This window comes from Coleofasciculus sp. H7-1, from assembly GCF_057473865.1.
In genome coordinates this window covers 38,013-57,360 of record NZ_JBYCCT010000086.1, presented here as the reverse complement: position 1 = coordinate 57,360, position 19,348 = coordinate 38,013, and the positions used below count along the sequence as shown (strand labels likewise).

At 44.1% G+C, this 19,348-nt stretch carries 13 protein-coding genes; 5 read left to right on the top strand and 8 right to left on the bottom strand.

Annotation, left to right across the window (positions count from 1 at the left end; genetic code table 11):
• The coding region (locus tag AC2VDX_RS24980; protein WP_486928259.1) for a peroxidase family protein at nt 1–1,513 on the top strand (1,513 nt) is incomplete at its 5' end.
• A gap of 390 nt (nt 1,514–1,903) precedes the next feature.
• On the opposite strand, the gene AC2VDX_RS24975 is transcribed toward AC2VDX_RS24980, so the two are convergent.
• The 3 genes from AC2VDX_RS24975 to AC2VDX_RS24965 form a co-directional block, all read right to left on the bottom strand.
• Complete coding sequence (locus tag AC2VDX_RS24975) at nt 1,904–3,193, bottom strand: sensor histidine kinase (protein ID WP_378181365.1); 1,290 nt, start codon at nt 3,191–3,193, stop codon at nt 1,904–1,906.
• A 178-nt stretch (nt 3,194–3,371) separates the two neighbouring features.
• Nucleotides 3,372–5,192 (bottom strand): EAL domain-containing protein, encoded by a 1,821-nt coding sequence (locus tag AC2VDX_RS24970; protein WP_378181368.1) that lies wholly within the window; start codon nt 5,190–5,192, stop codon nt 3,372–3,374.
• A 285-nt stretch (nt 5,193–5,477) separates the two neighbouring features.
• Nucleotides 5,478–10,190 (bottom strand): MHYT domain-containing protein, encoded by a 4,713-nt coding sequence (locus tag AC2VDX_RS24965; RefSeq protein ID WP_378181084.1) that lies wholly within the window; start codon nt 10,188–10,190, stop codon nt 5,478–5,480.
• A gap of 561 nt (nt 10,191–10,751) precedes the next feature.
• On the opposite strand from AC2VDX_RS24965, the gene AC2VDX_RS24960 reads away from it, so the two are divergent.
• Together AC2VDX_RS24960 and AC2VDX_RS24955 are read left to right on the top strand one after the other, a co-directional pair.
• The gene (locus AC2VDX_RS24960; protein WP_378181087.1) at nt 10,752–10,940 is read left to right on the top strand and encodes a hypothetical protein; all 189 of its coding nucleotides are present in this window, start codon (nt 10,752–10,754) and stop codon (nt 10,938–10,940) included.
• A 22-nt stretch (nt 10,941–10,962) separates the two neighbouring features.
• A complete protein-coding gene (locus AC2VDX_RS24955) occupies nt 10,963–11,364 on the top strand; it encodes an STAS/SEC14 domain-containing protein (RefSeq protein WP_378181090.1) in 402 nt (133 codons plus the stop codon).
• Between the two features lie 36 nt (nt 11,365–11,400).
• On the opposite strand, the gene AC2VDX_RS24950 is transcribed toward AC2VDX_RS24955, so the two are convergent.
• Nucleotides 11,401–11,598, bottom strand: a complete 198-nt coding sequence (locus tag AC2VDX_RS24950; protein WP_378181093.1) for a hypothetical protein — start codon at nt 11,596–11,598, stop codon at nt 11,401–11,403.
• A gap of 37 nt (nt 11,599–11,635) precedes the next feature.
• Complete coding sequence (locus AC2VDX_RS24945) at nt 11,636–12,805, bottom strand: helix-turn-helix domain-containing protein (RefSeq protein ID WP_378181096.1); 1,170 nt, start codon at nt 12,803–12,805, stop codon at nt 11,636–11,638.
• Nucleotides 12,806–13,004: 199 nt separating this feature from the next.
• Here AC2VDX_RS24945 and AC2VDX_RS24940 point away from each other — a divergent pair, with 199 nt between their 5' ends.
• Nucleotides 13,005–13,409 carry a hypothetical protein gene (locus tag AC2VDX_RS24940; RefSeq protein ID WP_378181099.1) on the top strand — a complete coding sequence of 135 codons (405 nt, stop codon included), beginning with the start codon at nt 13,005–13,007 and terminating at the stop codon, nt 13,407–13,409.
• Between the two features lie 91 nt (nt 13,410–13,500).
• Here the strand turns inward: AC2VDX_RS24940 and AC2VDX_RS24935 are convergent, their stop codons facing one another.
• Genes AC2VDX_RS24935 through AC2VDX_RS24925 form a run of 3 tightly spaced genes read right to left on the bottom strand, consistent with a single transcriptional unit; the run spans nt 13,501 to nt 17,968 of the window.
• Nucleotides 13,501–13,869, bottom strand: a complete 369-nt coding sequence (locus AC2VDX_RS24935; RefSeq protein WP_378181102.1) for an aspartyl protease — start codon at nt 13,867–13,869, stop codon at nt 13,501–13,503.
• Nucleotides 13,866–14,183, bottom strand: a complete 318-nt coding sequence (locus AC2VDX_RS24930) for a hypothetical protein (protein ID WP_378181105.1) — start codon at nt 14,181–14,183, stop codon at nt 13,866–13,868. Before AC2VDX_RS24930 ends, AC2VDX_RS24935 begins: the two co-directional genes overlap by 4 nt.
• Before the next feature lie 56 nt (nt 14,184–14,239).
• Nucleotides 14,240–17,968 carry a hydantoinase B/oxoprolinase family protein gene (locus AC2VDX_RS24925; RefSeq protein WP_378181108.1) on the bottom strand — a complete coding sequence of 1,243 codons (3,729 nt, stop codon included), beginning with the start codon at nt 17,966–17,968 and terminating at the stop codon, nt 14,240–14,242.
• A 365-nt stretch (nt 17,969–18,333) separates the two neighbouring features.
• Between AC2VDX_RS24925 and AC2VDX_RS24920 the strand changes: the two genes are divergently transcribed.
• On the top strand, nt 18,334–19,263 hold the full coding sequence (locus AC2VDX_RS24920; RefSeq protein WP_378181110.1) for a ribonuclease D: 930 nt from the start codon (nt 18,334–18,336) through the stop codon (nt 19,261–19,263).
• The last annotated feature ends 85 nt before the right edge of the window (nt 19,264–19,348 follow it).

Genomic DNA, 19,348 nt, shown 5'->3' with positions numbered 1-19,348 from the left:
CGAGGTAGTCAAAACCAGTGCCACACACAACGGTAATCAACAAGGAGGAAACACAATGACTAGACACGGACAACTGTATCTAAGAGACCAAGTTCCACCTCGCTCCACTGCTTACGATCAAGGAAAGTTTGGTCGGCTGTTCCCGTCCTTACCCCCCTTTGCTAGCGACTCCCAATCAGTACGCGAGAGGTTGATGGAGCTTGGGAAACCAGGCGGTTTGATGGATGCAAGAGACGATTTAAACGCGACAGATCCCGTACCTGGAAGTTCTAGCAACGTCGATAACCCCAATATGACCGCAGGGTTCACTTTTTTGGGGCAGTTTCTGGATCATGATATGACCTTCGATCCCACCTCTAGTCTTGAGCGACAAAGTGACCCGGAATCTATTGAAAATTTCCGAACGCCTTTTCTAGAGCTAGATAACGTTTACAGTTCGGGTCGTGCAGCCACTCCTCACTTGTATGACAAAACAACGGGAGGCATCAAGTTCCTGATTGAGAAATTGGGTGGAGAAGGGTCGAAAGACGATCTCCCTCGAAATAGCCAAAATACCGCACTGATTGGCGACCCAAGGAATGATGAGAACACGATTCTTTCTCAGATGCAATTGGCGTTTCTGAAATTCCACAATCATGTTGTGGATTATGTCATTGATAGTGGAATCAAAGATCCCAACGATGCATTCACCGAGGCACAGGAGCTAGTTCGCTGGCACTACCAATGGATTATCGTGCATGAGTTCCTGCCTACAACTGTAGGACAGGATTTGGTAGATGAGATTTTGAAAAAAGGTCGGCGGTTCTACAACTGGCGCAACAAGCCATTTATCCCAGTTGAGTTTTCGGTAGCTGCCTATCGATTCGGTCACAGCCAAGTCAGACCGGGCTACATCGCTAATCATGGCACTAAGGATATGCCAGAATTCAGGGCACCGATTTTCAATTTCAGTTTAGACGCCAATCATCCCGATCCGAATGACCTGCGCGGTGGCAAACGCGCACCTCGGCGGTTTGTTGACTGGGATACCTTCTTCGATTTTAAAAACGGAAAAGTCAAGCCCAACAAAAAGATTGATTCTAAGCTCTCAAGTGCATTATTCACGCTGCCTTTTCCAGCACCCGGCTTGCCAGGACAAGGGGAACCAATCCGGTCGCTGGCGCAGCGCAATCTGCTGCGTCACCTCACCTTCAGCTTGCCGTCCGGTCAGGATGTAGCAAGAGCGATGGAAATCGATCCTCTCAGTCCATCCGATCTGCGCGACCTCAAGGATTTGGGATTCGACAAGCGAACACCCTTGTGGTTCTATATTTTGAAGGAAGCGGAGCTGAGAGTGCAAGGCAAGACACTCGGTCCTGTGGGCGGACGCATTGTTGCGGAGGTGTTCATCGGTCTGCTGGAAGGCGATCGCAAATCCTACCTCCGGCAATGCCCCAAGTGGAAGCCGATTTTAGGGCAAAAGCAGGACTTCAAGATGGTTGACCTGTTAAAGTTTGCGGGACTTGCCCCATAGGGAACTACTGAGTGCCCAAGGGCTAACTTTTGGGCCAGACTAAGTACCGACCGAGCGATCGCGCTTGTAAGTGCTGGCAATCTCTCACAAGCACGCAAGCAAAATTTATTCTCCACTAAGCTATAAGCGGCTGGATGAAAATCTACCCGCTTTTTTTCTGTGGTGAGGTTTAGCGATTCGCGTCCCGGAAAAGACATTTACCCGCACGACTCGATTTAGAAAAATTTTGCCGCAATCTCACAGCAACTTCACAAGCTAGTGCTAGCAGACAGCACAACATTATTAGGACTTACGCAGAGATCCCCCTTGCATCCCCCGATAAATTGGGGACTAAAAAAAGTTGCACATGGCGTCTCTCCCGCTTTCGGCTTAGTTTAAGTCTATGTAGCCTTAACTAAGATGTACTGAAATTTCAATCGTAAACTCTGCACCCTGTTCGGGGAATGAATGACACGTCAGCTGACCTTTATGCTTTTCTACTACAATCTCATAACTCGTCAATAACCCTAACCCGCTGCCTTTGCCTATAGGCTTTGTCGTAAAAAATGGGTCGAATAAACGCGATCGCATTTCCTCGGCAATACCAACACCATTGTCTTTAATTCGGATAATTATCGTTTCCCAGGCACTGAACTCAGTACTAATCCAAATCGTTGGACTTGAAGATTCAGAAAATTCTTGCCCAATCCCCAGTTCTAGAGCATCAATCGCATTATTCAAAAGATTAAGAAAGACCTGGTTAAGCTGACTAGCATAACAAGTAACCAAGGGTAAATCCCCATAGTTTTTTATCGTCTTAATCTCTGGACGTTTCCCTTCTTCCCTGAGTCGATGCTGCAACAATAATAAAGTGCTATTCAGCCCTTCATGGATATCTACAGCTTTAATATCTGATTCATTAAGTCGTGAGAAAATGCGTAAAGCAAGGAGCATTGTGCAGATACGTTCTACACCCGTCTGCATTGAGCCTACAAGCTTTTGGATATCTGAACTGAGAAAATCTAGGTCGATTTCTTGAATTGCTTTTTGAATGGGAAGAGTAGGTTTTGGATAATCTTGCTGATAGAGACAAACCAGATTTAGCAAGTCTTGAATATATTTGCGTGCCGGATCGAGATTGCTAGAGATAAAGCCAATAGAATTATTGATTTCATGAGCCATTCCTGCGGCTAATTGACCCAAACCAATCATTTTTTCTTTTTGAACCAGTTGTGCTTGAGCTTTCTTGAGATCGCCCAAGGCTTTTTGAAGTTGTGAGTTCTGCCCTTTTAACTGAGTTTGAAGGCTTTGAATCGTCAGTTGATTTTGAATTCTCACTAAAACTTCTTCAATTTGAAAAGGCTTGGTAATATAGTCTACGCCCCCAACCTGAAAAGCTTTAACCTTATCCAATACATCATCCAAAGCACTTAAGAAAATTACAGGTACAGAGGAAGTTTCAGTATCTTTTTTTAACCTTTCGCAAACTTCATAACCATTCATGCCCGACATATTAATATCCAACAATATTAAATCAGGCTGAAGTGTCTTAGCTGCGGTTAACGCCATCTGACCATTAATCGATTTACGAACGTTATATCCTTGCTCTAACAACAGAGAAGATAAAAAGCGAATGTTGTCTGGTGTATCATCAACTATCAGAATATCGGCTTTGAAAATATGAGCTGATTTTGCATTCATTGGGTTTTGAATTAAAAGTATATCAAAATTTTTCATTCGCGGATTATTACTGCCTCCGAAATAGTTAAGGTTTTTACAGAATCAACTATTATTTAAAGTTATTAACTTTTTTTGAAAGATGTTCGGCTTAAGTCAATAATTAATAAACTAGGTTTATTAGCATTAACTAAACTCTTTACTACCGATATTCCCGACTATCCAATGCAATTAAGTTTGTTGCTTTTTTGCCCTCTACAGCTTTAGAAAACAGATATCCCTGACCAAACTCACAATTTAAATATTTTAGTTGAGCTAACTGTTCGCTCGTTTCAATTCCTTCAGCAATTACGCTCATTTTTAGGGTCTGAGCAATCTTCATAATCGCCGGTATCAGTCCCAAACTATCTGCTTTTTCATCCAAATAGCTAATAAAAGAACGGTCAATTTTGAGAGTATCAACGGGAAAATTATATAAATAACTTAGAGAAGAATACCCTGTACCAAAGTCATCAATACACAACTGAATTTTACGCTCTCGAAGTTGCTGCATAATCGCTTTTACAGATTGAGTATTATTCATCAGAACACTTTCGGTGATTTCTAACTTCAAGCTTTGGGGATTAAGTTGAGTTTCCGCGAGAATTTGGTCAATTTGCTCAATTAAATCTGGCTGGGCAAACTGCCGCGCTGAAAGATTGACACTCATAAATAGGGGATAATCACTCTGTTTTTCTTGATACCATTGTTGAAGCTGATGGCAAGCTTCCCGCAAAACCCAATTGCCAATTTGGTTAATTAAACCTGTTTCTTCTGCTACAGGAATAAACAAGCTGGGAGCAACCATTCCTCGTTGAGAATGATGCCAGCGGACTAATGCCTCAAACCCAACAATCTTGCTGGTGTCAAGGGCAATAATCGGCTGATAGTGGACGATAAATTCTTGCCGTTCGATGGCTTTACGTAGGTCATTTTCTAGCTGTAAAACTTGAATCACAGCATCGTGCATCTTCGGGTCAAAAATTTGGTATTGACCTTTTCCTAAGGTCTTGGCACGATACATTGCGATGTCCGCATCCCGCAATAGATGTTCTGGTAGCTCGTAATTAATATTGCTCAAAGCAATGCCAATACTGGCGTTTATAAAAATTTCTTGTCTATTAAGTTGAAACGGAGAAGAGAAAGATTGAAGTATTCGATCTGCTACAAAGAGTACGCTGCTGATATTTTCAATGTTTGTCAAGATAATCGCAAATTCATCACCGCCTAACCGAGCCAAAGTATCATGTTGACTCAGTAATTTTTCTAAGCGACGAGCCAGACTAATCAGCAGTTCGTTACCGGCAAGATGACCTAGAGAATCATTAACTACTTTAAAGCGATCGCAATCAAGGAACAACACGGCAAACGCCTCTTCTGGACGTTCCTTGGAGCCTTTGAGAGCTTGTTCTAGACGCTCCATGAATAAAACTCGATTGGGCAAACCCGTGAGATTGTCATAAAGTGCCATTTTCAATAGTTGTTCTTGAAGGAGCATCCGCTCGTTGATTTCTCGCCTCAGTTCTTGATTCGCTACTTCTAGCTGCAAAGTCCGCTCTTTAACTCGTTCTTCAAGTTGGGCATTCAGTTGTTGGTTTTGAATTTTTGCTGCTCTTAACTCTAGTTGATTCTGAACGCGAGCTAAAACTTCTTCAAATTGAAAAGGTTTTGTAATATAATCTGCTCCGCCAACAGAAAAAGCTTTTACTTTATCAAAAGCCTCGCTGAGAGCGCTTAAGAAAATTACAGGAATCGCGGCAGTTTCTGGATCGGCTTTCAGTTTTTCACAAACTTCATAACCATCCATGCTAAGCATCATAATATCGAGCAAAATTAGATCGGGTGCAACCGTTTGTACCGCTGTCAGCGCCATTTGCCCACTCAATGCCTTGCGAATGCTGTAGCCTTGTTTCATTAGCAGAGTAGACAGAAAACGCAAGTTTTCAGGAGTGTCATCAACGATAAGAATGTCTTCTTTTTCCATAACAATCGGAAGATAATTTATTTCAAGTTTATCATCATCGTTTTTGGCGAAATGGTCATTGATTTGGGGTTTTATTGAAAATTGCATTATTCCTTCCATTTTCTAGTTTCTAGATCAAAGTTAATTATGAGCAATTCAAAAAATTGAACCCCATCAATCTCAGCCCCAAATCTTATTGCATTTCTCATTCAAAAAAATTTTCAATCACCCACCGTAGGCGGGAGAATAGAGGAAGGTAGTGAGAAAAAACCTATTTACCATCCTGAAAACAAGGTTTTTCAAGTCTTACTCCCGCTGGTAATGTGATAGAAGGGGCGGGGGATTGAGGGAGGTTTGCTGTGAGTTTTCCCCAGTAAGCTGTTTCCCAGTTGATTGAATTAATTCCATGATTTGCTCAAACTGAAAGTTCTCGACTAAATTGGTCAAAGCATTTATGACATACGAATTTTCTACGGGAATTTCTTGAAGGAGCTGAAGGAGGAAGAAATCGCTGCCTTGGGAAGCTGCATAATGTACCTGTTGTATCCATTCAGAGGGCATTGTGGCAATCTGAAGCGGGATGTCGGAATCGTCGGGAGCCTCTTGTAGATTTTGCCTTCTGCTTTCTGTGGGCAATGCTTCCTCCTCGTAGAGATATCGCACCCCTAGATATTTGTTCATTTTAAAGAGTAGTTCCTCTTCTCGAAAAGGTTTACGCACGAAGTCGTTGCATCCAGCTGACAAGATAACTTGTCTCTCTTCTTCAAAAACGCTGGCAGTTAGGGCAATAATTATTGTTGCCTGACCTTTTAAGGAAGCTCTAATTTTTTTGGTAGCTTCATAGCCGTTCATCACAGGCATCCGCATATCCATCCAGATTAGATGGGGTTCCCAACTCTCCCAAATTACCACGGCTTCTTGACCATTCTCAGCTTCTTGCACCTCAAAGCCCAACCAAGTGAGAAGCTTAACTAGGAGGAGACGATTTGTTAGCTTATCCTCTACCACTAGAACACGATAGGTGGGTTGGTTAGGAGCTAAACCGATAACTTTTTTATAGATAGATTGGGGTGTTTCAATCGCAATCTGTTCAACCAAACCTGCCTGAATGTCAAAGGAAAACTTGGCTCCCTGACCTGGATGACTACTAACAGCGATCGCTCCTCCCCCCATCAGTCGGACAAACTTTTGACTGATTGGTAAACCCAAACCCGTTCCTTGGCAGGATTTCAGCCCAACTGTGGTTTGTCCAAAAGCTTCAAACACCAGCTCGAATTCATTTGGGTCAATACCGGGACCAGTATCTTCCACTTCAAAGAACAGACGGATAAAAGGCGCAGGTGAGGGGTTATCTGCTTGCTCCCCGACATCCCTGCTTTCCGGCTCTCCTTGTTCCCCGGTAACGCGCAGGGTGACGCTCCCTATTTCAGTAAATTTGATGGCATTGCCGAGAAGGTTAATCAAGACCTGACGCAGTTTACTTTCGTCGGTTCTTACATATTGGGGCACAGATGCCGTGCATTCAAAGTTAAGCAAAATCCCCTGGGATGTGGCTTTCAGTTGTAGCATCTGTTCGAGACTATTGAGCAGACAATACAGGTCAAAGTCATTTTCATGTAGCGTGACTCGCCCTGCCTCGATTTTAGCCATCTCTAAAACATCGTTAATCAATGCCAGCAGATGATCGCCACTGCGGCTGATGATCTCCAGGTATTTCTGATGTTCGGCGGATAGGGAGGTATCTAGGTTCATCAATTGGGTAAAACCCAGGATGGCGTTGAGAGGTGTTCTCAGTTCGTGGCTCATGTTGGCAAGAAATTCGCTTTTAGCACGGTTGGCAGCATCGGCAGCTTCCTTGGCGATCATCAGTTCAGTTGACTGCTGTTGAGTTCGCGCTAGTAATTCTGCTTGTTGGATGGCAACTCCTAACTGTGCGCCAATCTGAACGACCATTTTGATTTCTGTCTCTTGCCATTGGCGAGAACCGGAATTTTGGTAAGTTGCTAGCAAGCCCCACAGTTGACTGCTATAGAAGATAGGAACGATGATGTAAGCTCGTGCTTGAAATCGCTCCAATAGTTCCAGGTAACAAGAGTTAAATCCAGCCTGGTAGATGTCTGGGACACAGCGATAACTGATTCCTTGGCGATAAATACCGCCTTGAGTTGCTTGCAAATAAGTATCTTGAATTGGCTCATCTGCATTTCCCAAAGTTTTGGCAACGCAACCTGCCTGGTTAACAGCTACCTTGGTCAGAGTGGATTCATGGCTTTGTTCGGGCACTAGCAAATTCCAGCCTTCTGCTACCGACTCCGATACAAATTCCCCACTCCAGTCGGGATGGAAACGATAGACACCGACGCGATCGCATTTGATAGCATGGCGTAGTTCTTCAGTTGTAGCGACAAAAATCTTGTCAATTTCTAAGGTTTGGCGCATTCGCTGAATCACGAAAGCGATCGCTTTTTCCCGTTCTGCACTCTCCTGTAATTCTGCTTTTGCTGCTTGACGTGCCTGAGTAATTGCGATGAATTCGTTGACTAATTTCAACCAATTAATTTCTTCTTGACTCCAGACTTTTGAAGAGCTAGTGACATCCAAACCCATAAAACCGACAACGGTACCAGAGTAAAGCGTCGGAACGGCAAGCCGGGACTGGATGCATTGGAGTTCCGTCAAGGTTGGTTCGGCAGCTACGGGTGGGAGTTCGGCAGGAATTTGAACCGTTTTGCCACTCAAAAGTTGACTGTGAACCCAGTGATGATTTTCAACGGGCAATCCTTGAAACTTATCGATAAATGGCTCAATGCCAAAGCCGCACCACTCGTGGGTCATTGTCAAGCAACTTTGGTGATTGTAGTAATTAAACAGGTAAGTGCGATCGCACCCCAAAAACTCGCCAACGACTTGCAAAGTGAAAGCGATCGCAGTATCTAATTTTTCGTCAATCAATGTCCGGGAAATTCGGCTCAAGCAACTGTCCATTGCCGCTCGTTTTGTTAGCAATTCCTCGGCTAACTTCCGCTCCAGCTCGGCTCCCGCTCTGGCGACAAAAATTTTCAAAATCATTTCTTTGTCGGGATTGTGAGCCATTGGCTGCACATCCAACACCGCCAAATTGCCAATTATATTGCCAGCAGAGTCTACTAACGGAATTCCCCAATAGCTTTGTGCGCCTAACTTCTCTAAATCTTGGTAGTTAGGAAAGAGTTTTTGTAGTTCTGATGGGTAAAAACGGCTCGTCCCCTCCAAGACGTTTTCGCAAGGAGTACCAGCCAAGTCGTACTCGAAGTTTTCGCCAAAGTCTTCGCCTGTCCAGAATGCCAAAGTCCGCACTCTAGTTTTAGTATCGTTTGCCAACTTACCAACCACAGCGTAGCGAACTCCCAGAACTTGGGCGAGATAGCGAACGCAGGAGCGAAAGAACTCATTGCCAGTTGCAGAAGCTGTCCCCTCAACAATTAATTGTAGTGCCTCTTCCTTCTGCTTGCGATCGGTAATATCAGTATGGGAACCTGCCACGCGATAGGCTGTGCCTGTTTCATCCCACAATGCCACTCCACGGGTGAGAATCCAGCGCCAGCTGCCATCTTTATGTAATGCCCGAAACTCTGCTTCGTAGTTGGGGATTTTTTTCGCTAAATAGGCAAACAACACCGTTAACACTCGCTCTGAATCTTCTGGGTGCAGCATTTGTTTGAAAGCATCGATGGTATTAGGAATTTCTAAGTCTTCATAGCCCAACATACCTTTCCAGCGAGGTGACAGATATGCATAACTTGTTTGAATATTCCAATCCCAAATCCCGTCGTTAACTCCTTCTACCGCTAAAGCAAATCGTTCTTCACTTTGGCGCAGTGCGGCTTCAGCTTGCTTTTGGTTCGTAATATCGCTGAGGGTGCAAATAATTCGTTCTACACTCTCATCCTCTGCTAGCTGCGGATCGGCATTTACTAGCAGCCAGCGTTGATTTTGACTCTCAGGATGCTCGATTCCCACAACAATATTATGAATCGGTCGGCGCTGGGCGATGCTGAACTGCACGGGTAGTTCTGTGGTTGGGAAGGGTGTACCATCTTCTTGCAGCAACAGCCAATTTGCACCAAATACTTGATGCGATAAATCTTCTGACTTGAGATTGAGCAGATGAATTGCCGCTTGATTGCAGATAAGAATTTCAGCATTGGCATTGAGCAGCAATACTCCTACCTGCATTTCCCGGATCAGCATCCGAAAGCGTTTCTCACTTTCCTGTAACGCTTGCTGTCGCACTAACTGCGCTGTTAAACGCCGATCGAATAGAGCGGTTAACAGGGCTAAGCTCAAAATGAACAGGGTAGCAATCCCGATGGCAATCGCCAACCAAGACTGAGTCATGGCGGGGGACGGCTCTACTGGAAGGACTTTGTGGGGAATAAAGTGAGTTGCCCACATTCCCGTGTAGTGCATCCCGCTGATGGCAATTCCCATAAGCAAGGCGCTGCCAAATTTCTGCCACAACAGTCCTTTTAAGGAGCGATCCTGGAGCCGAAATGCCAGCCAAAGTGCGGCAAAAGCAGCGATGATAGCGATCGCTACCGATAGGCTCACCAACCTCCAGTCATACTCAATCGTCGCCTGGATTTGCATGGCTGCCATACCTGTGTAGTGCATCCATGCAATGGCAATTCCCATACAAACGCCGCCGCCGATGACAAGCGGTATTGAAACAGCGCGACTCAGCAGCCACAAAGCAATGCTTGAGGCAAGAATCCCGCACATGAGGGAGAATAGGGTAATCCACACATCGTAGTTGACAGACTGTGGCAATTGGAAAGCCAGCATGGCAATGAAATGCATTGACCAAATTCCGGTTCCCATTGCCACTGCTCCACCCAAAAGCCAGAGCCGTCGCCCCCCTTCCACAGCAGAGCGCACTCGTGCGGCTAAGTCTAGCGCTGTGTAAGAGGCAATTACCGCGATCGCCAAGGAAAGTATTACCAAACCTATGTCATAAGTGCCAGTCATTGCGCTATGCATATCTTTTTCAACGTCGTTCGCAGATTGCTAAAAATCAATTGATATAAAAAAAGTTTTCCAGGGAAAGGAATGCATTTCTGAATAACTTCCTTCTCACCCTCATTTGCCGGTTTAATGCCCTGTCAACCTATCGCCCGTAAAAAGGAAGAATGAAAGCTCCCAATCCGATAAATTCGCCTAAAAAAGGAACTTTCACCGTTTTTAGACGAATTCATCAGCATTCGCCAGAATTGGATAATTAAATTTTTCGATAACTTGCTTTAAATTGTGTAATTTTATACTTGATTTTTTTGCTATCATAAGATAATACCTTCAGTTAAAGCGTCAGATTGGGACAGTAACAGTTCTGTCAACCACCTAAGCTAGCATTTTTTAATTAAATAAGCCCTAGTAAGAATTACTTATAAGACAGCTGCTGAACACTCACTTTTAGCAATTGGTTCAGTAGTCCTGTGGACAAAGAACTTCGGCAGTTCTGGCAATTAATGCAAATGAAGCCAAAAGTAAAATTACTTACTTTTCCTACTTTTCCTACTTGTTATTTGAGAGCTGCTGCGAGTATTGCCAAAGCCAAGCAGGTTTTGCTATTCAATCATTTTCGGTTCAACATATCATCCCCAGAAGTCGAAGGGTGGCGATCGCGCTTTTGATTTACTTCAACCAAAAGAAGCGCGATCGCTCTTTCTCCAGCCGCTGCGCGATCGCACTATTCATCTCAAGGTTATTATGCAGTTGATAGAATATCGCTAGATTCGCTAGCGAGAGGTGGAAAATGCCAACAGTTCAAGTTGAAGTACAACTATCTTCAGAAGAGTTGCTAAAGGCTGTTGAACAATTGAGCTTACCTGAATTAGAGAAATTTGTATCTCAAGTCCTCTTGCTACAAGCACAGCGCAAAGCTAATAGCCTACCGCAAGTCGAAGCTGAATTGTTAATAAAAATCAATCAAAGTATTCCTTCAGATATTCAGAAGTATTACGACGAATTGATTGCTAAGCGACAGGCTGAAACTCTCACGCCTACCGAGTATAGCGAGTTACTGCACTTGACCGAACAGATAGAAAAGCTGCAAGTGCAACGCATAGAATACTTGGCAGAGTTGGCACGTCTTCGTAAAATTTCGCTCACGGTATTGATGGAAGATTTAGGCATTCAGATACCAGCGTATGCCTGAAAGTCAAGGAAGACTTATAACATTTAAATCTAAGTTTTAACTGCGAGGATAGTGGGTTTTTACATAACAATTCACCACAGGCTGAAGTATGAAAAGTGTTTCGTTACCTTGTTTAGTTTTTTCTATCAACGAACGTCGTCCCAAAGATTGCATCACATCTAATAATTCTAAATGAGATAATTGCATATTCTCTGTAATTTCTAAAATAGAAACTGGCTCAGTTTCACTCGCCATAACGGACATCACCTTTTTTTCTAACTCTGATAAGCGATTAATACTGTTGAGTAATATAATATTTCAACTCTTCACTCAAAAATAGCGTGTCATACTTGGAAAATTCAGAAACTCTGCCACTAAATAAATCTTGAATCATTGTGGAAACTATCTTTAACCATAATGGGTTGGCTTGGTAGGTATTAATCAGTTTGTCCCATGTTTCCTCTTCAGCTAAACCTTTGTCTCTGAGTATTTCCCGTGCAGCTTCACCCAAACCATCTAGTTGTAATGAGCGAATTGGTCGATTTTCGCCTTCTAATGCAGCAAGTTCTCTAGGTTTATCCCAACTGTTCAGCACTACACAACTGTTATGGGATAGTTCTCCTAATCGTCTGAATAGTAAGCCATAATTCTCATATCCTGGTTGATAGTTTCCAGCGAGTTGTCCGCTGCTAAGAACCATCTGCACATCATCTAGTATGAGCAGACATCGGTGCTTTTTCAGATACTCCATCAATTGCGATAGTCTACAATCTGAATTTTCTGGTAACTCGGTTTCTTGATAGATAGAAAAAAATTGAATCAAGTTTTTCTCAATTAGTTTGAGGGGTGGTGAGTCGCAAAGACTCCGCCAAATTACATATTCAAATTTATCCTGAATTTGTTCTACCAATTTTACAGCCAGAGCCGTTTTACCAATACCACTAATTCCCAGCAGTGTTACTAGGCGACAGCGTTCTTGCACAATCCATTTTTCTAGCTTAGTCAGTTCCTCACTACGTCCATAGAAAGGCGAGACATCCGGCGCATCCCCCAAATCTTGACGCACCTTGATGGGATTATCTTCGTGAGAGGTTTGCTTATTGCTTGGCGTGGTTGTAACTTTTGGAGATTGCAAAGTATCTGCACAGATATTAACGTTACCAATCCCTACAAAGTCTTGTGCGAAATTTGATGAAATGATAGAGACTTGCCACCTTTCCAAGGTTGAGCGAAAATTTGCTCTACTAACATTTTCTCCTAATACATCTGAGAGAATCTTCCACAATTCAGATGCAACATCCCTGACATGACCTTCGGTGCAGTGGGATTCCTCTGCTATTTTTGAGTATTTATTACCTTGACAAACACCCCGTAATATAGCCTCTTGCAGATCGTCCAGGTGTTTTCCAGTCTTATCAAAAATTAGGCGATCGGCAAGCCTTAAGACTTCTTTAACATCCATTGGTCGGTTACATCCGAGGTTTTACCTATTATAATCCTACTTTTTCCGACTTTCTCCGAGCCGACCAACTAAATCCGACTTTTTCTTACTTCATTAGATGCTGAAAAATTATAAACTTGCCTACATTATCCGGCTTACAAAACTCATATAAAGCGATATTTGTATATTTATAGGATAGTCTAGGAGTCAGCAAATAACGATGAACGTACACCGGAATAAAAATTATCTCAAAAAGATGCTCAGTATAGCCGGAGTTGCTAGTACCAGCGTTTTTCTGGTTTTTCCAGCTTTTGCACTGGATAATCACAATGAAAATAACTCTAATGGCTGTTTAACTAACTATGTTTCCCAAATTGACTCAACTACGAAAAGTACAGGAGTAGTAGCTCAAAGCCCCACAGAAAATGGTCAGTGTGTTAATGCAAAAACCGGAAGTTTTATATGTTTAAATAATCCGAATCCTGCTTGTGGGAATCCTGTAGGATCTCGCATAACTAATATCACACCTATAAGAGAAAGTCCTGCTAGACCTGGCTCTTTTGCGTGTTTAAATAATCCAAGCTCCGAGTGTGGTAATCCTCCAAGCTTTAGAATCTGTCCATAGTTTTAGCTGGTCAGAGCGCGATCGCACTATTCTAAAAGGGCGATCGCGCTTTTGATTTACTTCAACCAAAAAAAGCGATCGCTTTCTCTTTTTACCCCAGCGTCAACACTCCCGCCGAAAAATTCACCGATAGTGGCAGCCTTTTTAACCACTGTAAACCTAGTAGAGGTTCGGCAATTCCTGCTCCCGCCAAAACTGGGATAATATATTCAACTTCATCTAGTACAACTCTTCCCTCATATATATCAAAAAACTCCTCGCCCCGTGCCAGTTGCATAGCTCGTTCACTTTCAACCTTATGCCATCCTAGGCTTTGGACATCTTGAGTATCAAGTGCCAGCCAGCCTGTTGTAAAGCCCGTATCTAATAACACTTCAAGGGGTAATTTTTCTCCATCATCTGCAATTAAATCAATTTCAAAAATTAGCTCTCCCCTCTCACCGAACTTGCCTGAAATCATATCTTGCCACAAGTTCCAGTTTCATTAAGACGCATGACACCTACCATACCAGTAGGGTATTTTTCACGAGCCTTTTGAACAGCTATTTCTTCATCGATATCAATAAAATAATCCCCACTGTTTGGTTCAATAATCATGAACCAGTTGTAATGGTCATTTATCAGTTGAGGGCTAACTTGTGCAAAAATCTCTCGATAACGCTGACCACGGGCATTTTTTTCAGCTTCTTGTCTGGCTAGTTCTTCTGGCAGTATTGTATATTCAGGGAATATTCTACCTTGACGACGCAGACGAGTTGGTTTGGTTTGAGTCATAACTTGGCTTTCTTATTTAAGGATAAGTGTTGGTTTTATCATGTATTAATTATAGGTTACATATTGTTGGCAATTCCATAACCTCCACCTCCAGGCGTCTCAATAACAAACACATCACTGGGTTGCATTTCTACAACCCCTGTACTTCCCAATTCCTCAACAGTTCCATTACTACGTTGGACAGAATTTTTACCCAATGCACCCGATCCGCCACCGTGCAATCCAAAGGGAGAAATTACACGACGACTTGATAAAATTCCAGCAGTCATTGGTTCAAGAAAACGAAGGCGACGGATAACACCATTACCGCCGCGATGATGCCCATTCCCACCACTATTGGGACGAATAGCAAAACTTTCTAAAAGGATGGGAAATCGCCATTCTAATACTTCTGGATCGGTGAGGCGGGAGTTTGTCATGTGAGTTTGTACGGCGTCGGTGCCGGGGAAATTTGCGCCAGCACCAGAACCACCGCAGATAGTTTCGTAATATTGATAGCGATCGCTTCCAAAGGTAAAATTATTCATGGTTCCTTGGGAAGCTGCCATTACCCCCAGCGCCCCATACAAAGCATCGGTAATGTTTTGCGAAGTTTCCACATTTCCCGCCACTACAGCAGCAGGATAACGCGGATTTAACATACACCCTTCGGGAATAATAATTTCCAAAGGTTTGAGACAACCAGCATTGAGGGGAATATCGTCATTCACTAAAGTGCGGAAGACATACAATACTGCTGCCTTGCACACTGCTGCTGGTGCGTTGAAATTGCTAGGTTGCTGAACAGAAGTGCCGGTAAAATCTATTTTGGCGCTGCGAGTTGATTTGTCGATGGTAATTGTAACTGCGATCGCGCTGCCATTATCCAGAGGACAGGTGAAACTGCCATCTTTGAGAACCTCGATAACCCGACGTACAGACTCTTCTGCATTGTCCTGCACAAAGCCCATATAAGCTTGCACCGTCTCTAAACCATAATGAGCCATCATTTTGTGGAGTTCCTGCACGCCGCGTTCGTTGGCGGCAATTTGTGCTTGCAAATCTGCAATATTTTTACTGGGATTTCGCGCTGGGTAAGCGCTAGATGCAAGCAGTTCCAGCAGTTCTTTTTCTCGAAAATGTCCCCGTCCAAGTTGGAAATTATCAAGTAGCACTCCTTCTTGTTCTACCGTGGTGCTGTTTGGAGGCATGGAACCTGGGGTGATACCGCCGATATCTGCATGATGTCCCCGCGAGGCGACGTAGAAGAGGGGAAGAGTGGGAGGGGAGATTGTAGAGTCGCGATTTATCGCGTCTGGAGAGGAAGCAAATACAGGGGTAATAACGGTAATATCGGGTAGGTGCGTGCCGCCGTTGTAGGGATTGTTCGATGCAAAAACATCTCCCGGTTTGATAGTGTCGCCAGTGTCAATTAAACTTTTGACACTTTCACTCATGGAACCCAGATGCACGGGAATATGGGGGGCGTTAGCGACTAGCTGCCCGTTTTGGTCAAAAATTGCACAGGAGAAATCTAAGCGTTCTTTGATGTTGACTGAAGAACTGGTATTTTGCAGAGTGATACCCATTTGTTCAGCGATCGCGCGAAACAAATTATTGAAAATCTCTAGCATCACCGGATCGGGGCGATTCTGGATTTTAGATTCTGGATTTTGGATGGATAATTGTAAATCTGCCGAACGCTGCAAAATCAGATGATTGCGATCGCTTAGTTGTGCCTGCCAACCGGGTTCAATCACATTCGTACCCGTCGCATCGGCAACGATCGCAGGGCTAGAAATGCAGTCTCCTGGTTGCAAATCCTCTCGCTTATACACTGGCGTCTCGTGCCACCGATCCGCCGTATACATTTGTACAGTTGCCACCGGCGAGGGAAGTTCAGCGCTGCGACGCTCAATTATTGATTCCTCTACCACCTCCGTCTTCGCCACCACCTCAACCGAAACCGCCTCTACAATCAGCCTTTTATCTTCCACAACAAAGCCGTAACGCTGCCGATGCGACTCCTCAAACCGCCCCCTCATCGCCCCTGTATCCCCAAAATCTACAATCAGCGCCGAATCAGTTCCCTCATACCGTAAATGCACCTTCCGAATTATCTGAACCTCCTCTTCCTGCGCGTCTTTGCGGTTTAACTCCTCCTCTCCCTCTGTTGCCAACTCCGCCAATATCCGATCTAGCGTCGGTAGCAATTCCTCACTCAGCTGTGCCTCCACCGCCCGTTCCCGCAGCACCCGCACATCTGCCAAACCCATACCATAAGCCGATAACACGCCAGCGTAGGGATGCAGAAACACCTGCTTCATCCCCAAGGCATCGGCAATCAGACAAGCGTGTTGTCCCCCCGCACCACCAAAGCAGCACAAAGTATATTCCGAAACGTCATAACCGCGCTGGAGGGAGATTTTTTTAATCGCACTCGCCATTTTTTCAACAGCGATCGCTAAAAATCCAGCCGCCACCTGTTCCGGCATCCGGTTGTCGCCAATTTCTGCCGCCAGTTGAGTAAACTTTTGCCGCACCACTTCTGCATCCAGCGGCAAGTCTCCGTTCGATCCAAACAATTTCGGGAAAAACTCCGGTTGCAACTTGCCCACCATCACATTGCAATCCGTCACCGTCAGCGAACCGCCTTTTCCATACGCAGCGGGACCCGGATTCGCCCCCGCTGATTCGGGACCCACGCGATACCTCGCACCATCGAAGAAGAGAATCGAACCGCCACCGGCAGCAACCGTATGAATTGCCATCATCGGCGTTCGCAATCGCACCCCGGCAACTTCCGTTTCAAAGGTGCGTTCGTATTCGCCATTGTAGTGGGCGACATCGGTAGAAGTGCCGCCCATATCAAAGCTGATGATTTTGTTGAATCCCGCCATCAAGCTTGTCTGTACCGCGCCGACAATGCCCCCAGCCGGACCAGATAAAATACTGTCTTTCCCTTGAAACTGTTGGGCATCGGCAAGTCCACCGTTGGATTGCATGAACTGTAGGGGCGGGGAAAAGCCTCTCTCCTTGTCGGAGAAGGGTTGGGGAGAGGTTAATCCAGATGTATTGTCTCCGCCCGTACCACCCAACTGACTTGCCACGCGATCTACATATCGGCGCAAAATGGGTGACAAATAAGCATCAACGACAGTGGTATCGCCGCGACTTACCAACTTCATCAACGGGCTAACTTCGTGCGACACCGAGACTTGGGTAAAGCCAATTTTCCGCGCTAACGCCGCGACTTGCTTTTCGTGTTCGGGATAGCGATAGCCGTGCATGAAGGCGATCGCGCACGAGCGAATACCGTCGTCGTATGCTTGTTGTAGAGACGCAATATATCCTGTTTCTACCGGGATTAATTCTTCGCCTTGGGCGCTGTAGCGTTCCTCGACCTCAATCACTCGCTCGTAGAGCATCTCTGGCAATACAATGTGACGGGCGAAGATATCGGGACGATTTTGGTAGCCGATGCGGAGGGCATCTCGAAATCCCTGAGTAATCACCAGAAGAGTGCGATCGCCTTTGCGTTCCAGCAGCGCATTCGTCGCCACTGTCGTTCCCATCTTGACAACCGCAATCTGTTGCGATGGAATGGGTGCATCTGCCGCAATTCCCAAAATGTCCCGAATCCCCTGCACTGGCGCGTCAGTATAGCGTTCGGGATTCTCCGACAGCAGCTTATGAATTACCAGTTGTCCATCCGGACGCCGCGCCACAATATCAGTAAACGTACCACCGCGATCGATCCAGAATTGCCAGCGGTTATTCCCGTGGGAAGGTTGATTGGAATGCATAATAAAAAATAATCGGGCTATCTTGATGATAAAATCTTTCTGAGTAATTCTTATTATAAATACAGTTGCTAGTTTGTTCGGTTTTAATTTAAAAATAGCCAATTTACTTTAATAACCATATTTTTTAATATAAAAATGCTTTTTTGCCCTAAAAAATCTTTTAAGTTCGTAGGTTGGGTTGACGTAGGAAACCCAACATCTGCACGGGTTACGCTATTGCTATCCCATTCTACAAATAATTACTCCCACCTACTTATGAAAATGCTTTTTTGTAAAAAAAGATTAGATTATAATTTTGGTTAAAAAGTTAAACTAACAAATATAAATGTAACTCAGTTTTTTATAGCAAAAGGATGTTTTAGATAATGCCTTATCTCACCGAAGCCAGTAAAATCAAACTTATAATTGATGAATATTCAAAGCGTCAACTTTTATATTTAGATACAGAAGTTGCTGATTATAATACTCGCAAGCCGAAACTCTCTTTAATTCAAATACTAGATGACTTCACCGATGTAAGTGGTGAAAGTGTTTGTATTTTAGATGTTTTAGAACAACCTGAAATCGCAGAAATATTTATTGAAAAAATTATGCTTAATCCCGCGATTGAAAAAGTGTTTCACAATTCTAGCTATGATGTGAAGTTCTTAGGAAAAACTAAAGCTAAAAATGTAAGTTGCACTTTAGAAATTGCTAAATCAATACCTTACTATTTATTGCCAGTGCCAAATTTACAATTGAGAACTCTGGCAGAAAACCTGTGCTATTTTCCCAATGTAGACAAAACCGAACAAGGCAGCGACTGGGGAGTGCGATCGCTGACAGAAAACCAGCTACATTATGCAAAGATGGACCCAATTTATCTGGCTCATGTGCATCAGCGACTGTTGGAATTAACTCAATTGAGTAGTCCAAATCCAGAACAGGAAGATGTAACAGCCCTAGCCCAACGCTATCGAGAAATTGAGCAGCAATGGAAGTTGCTGGATACAGAAATTAACCACATCCAAAACAGGCTCAAAGCAGCAATGCAGGCACAGGAATTATCAGAAACCAAGTATTTCCAGCTATCTAGTTATGAGCGAACTACAAAAAAAGTTGCGTTTAATCAGTTGGCAAGACTGGCAGAAATTCATGGAATTGATTTAGAGTTTCCGGTGACGCTGACACAAAATCTTCAGAAAGAACTGGGAGACTTGATCTCGGAACTTCCAGTGGAAGAGGAGAAAAGTACCAATGTGCGGCTGACTCCCAAAGAACAGGAAGACGAAGAGGATGATGATATTCCATTTTAGGGAAAATTCTGGTAACTTAGATTCCAGATTTTTATCCGGAATAGCAGTCTGTTCTCGTGTGTAAAAGCTCGTAGCTAACCTTCGT

Coding starts and splice junctions, on each gene's coding strand:
- AC2VDX_RS24975 (WP_378181365.1), bottom strand. CDS start 3,193: ATGAATGCAAAATCAGCTCATATTTTCAAAGCCGATATTCTGATAGTT.
- AC2VDX_RS24970 (WP_378181368.1), bottom strand. CDS start 5,192: ATGGAAAAAGAAGACATTCTTATCGTTGATGACACTCCTGAAAACTTG.
- AC2VDX_RS24965 (WP_378181084.1), bottom strand. CDS start 10,190: ATGCATAGCGCAATGACTGGCACTTATGACATAGGTTTGGTAATACTT.
- AC2VDX_RS24955 (WP_378181090.1), top strand. CDS start 10,963: ATGCCAACAGTTCAAGTTGAAGTACAACTATCTTCAGAAGAGTTGCTA.
- AC2VDX_RS24950 (WP_378181093.1), bottom strand. CDS start 11,598: ATGGCGAGTGAAACTGAGCCAGTTTCTATTTTAGAAATTACAGAGAAT.
- AC2VDX_RS24945 (WP_378181096.1), bottom strand. CDS start 12,805: ATGGATGTTAAAGAAGTCTTAAGGCTTGCCGATCGCCTAATTTTTGAT.
- AC2VDX_RS24940 (WP_378181099.1), top strand. CDS start 13,005: ATGAACGTACACCGGAATAAAAATTATCTCAAAAAGATGCTCAGTATA.
- AC2VDX_RS24935 (WP_378181102.1), bottom strand. CDS start 13,869: ATGATTTCAGGCAAGTTCGGTGAGAGGGGAGAGCTAATTTTTGAAATT.
- AC2VDX_RS24930 (WP_378181105.1), bottom strand. CDS start 14,183: ATGACTCAAACCAAACCAACTCGTCTGCGTCGTCAAGGTAGAATATTC.
- AC2VDX_RS24925 (WP_378181108.1), bottom strand. CDS start 17,968: ATGCATTCCAATCAACCTTCCCACGGGAATAACCGCTGGCAATTCTGG.
- AC2VDX_RS24920 (WP_378181110.1), top strand. CDS start 18,334: ATGCCTTATCTCACCGAAGCCAGTAAAATCAAACTTATAATTGATGAA.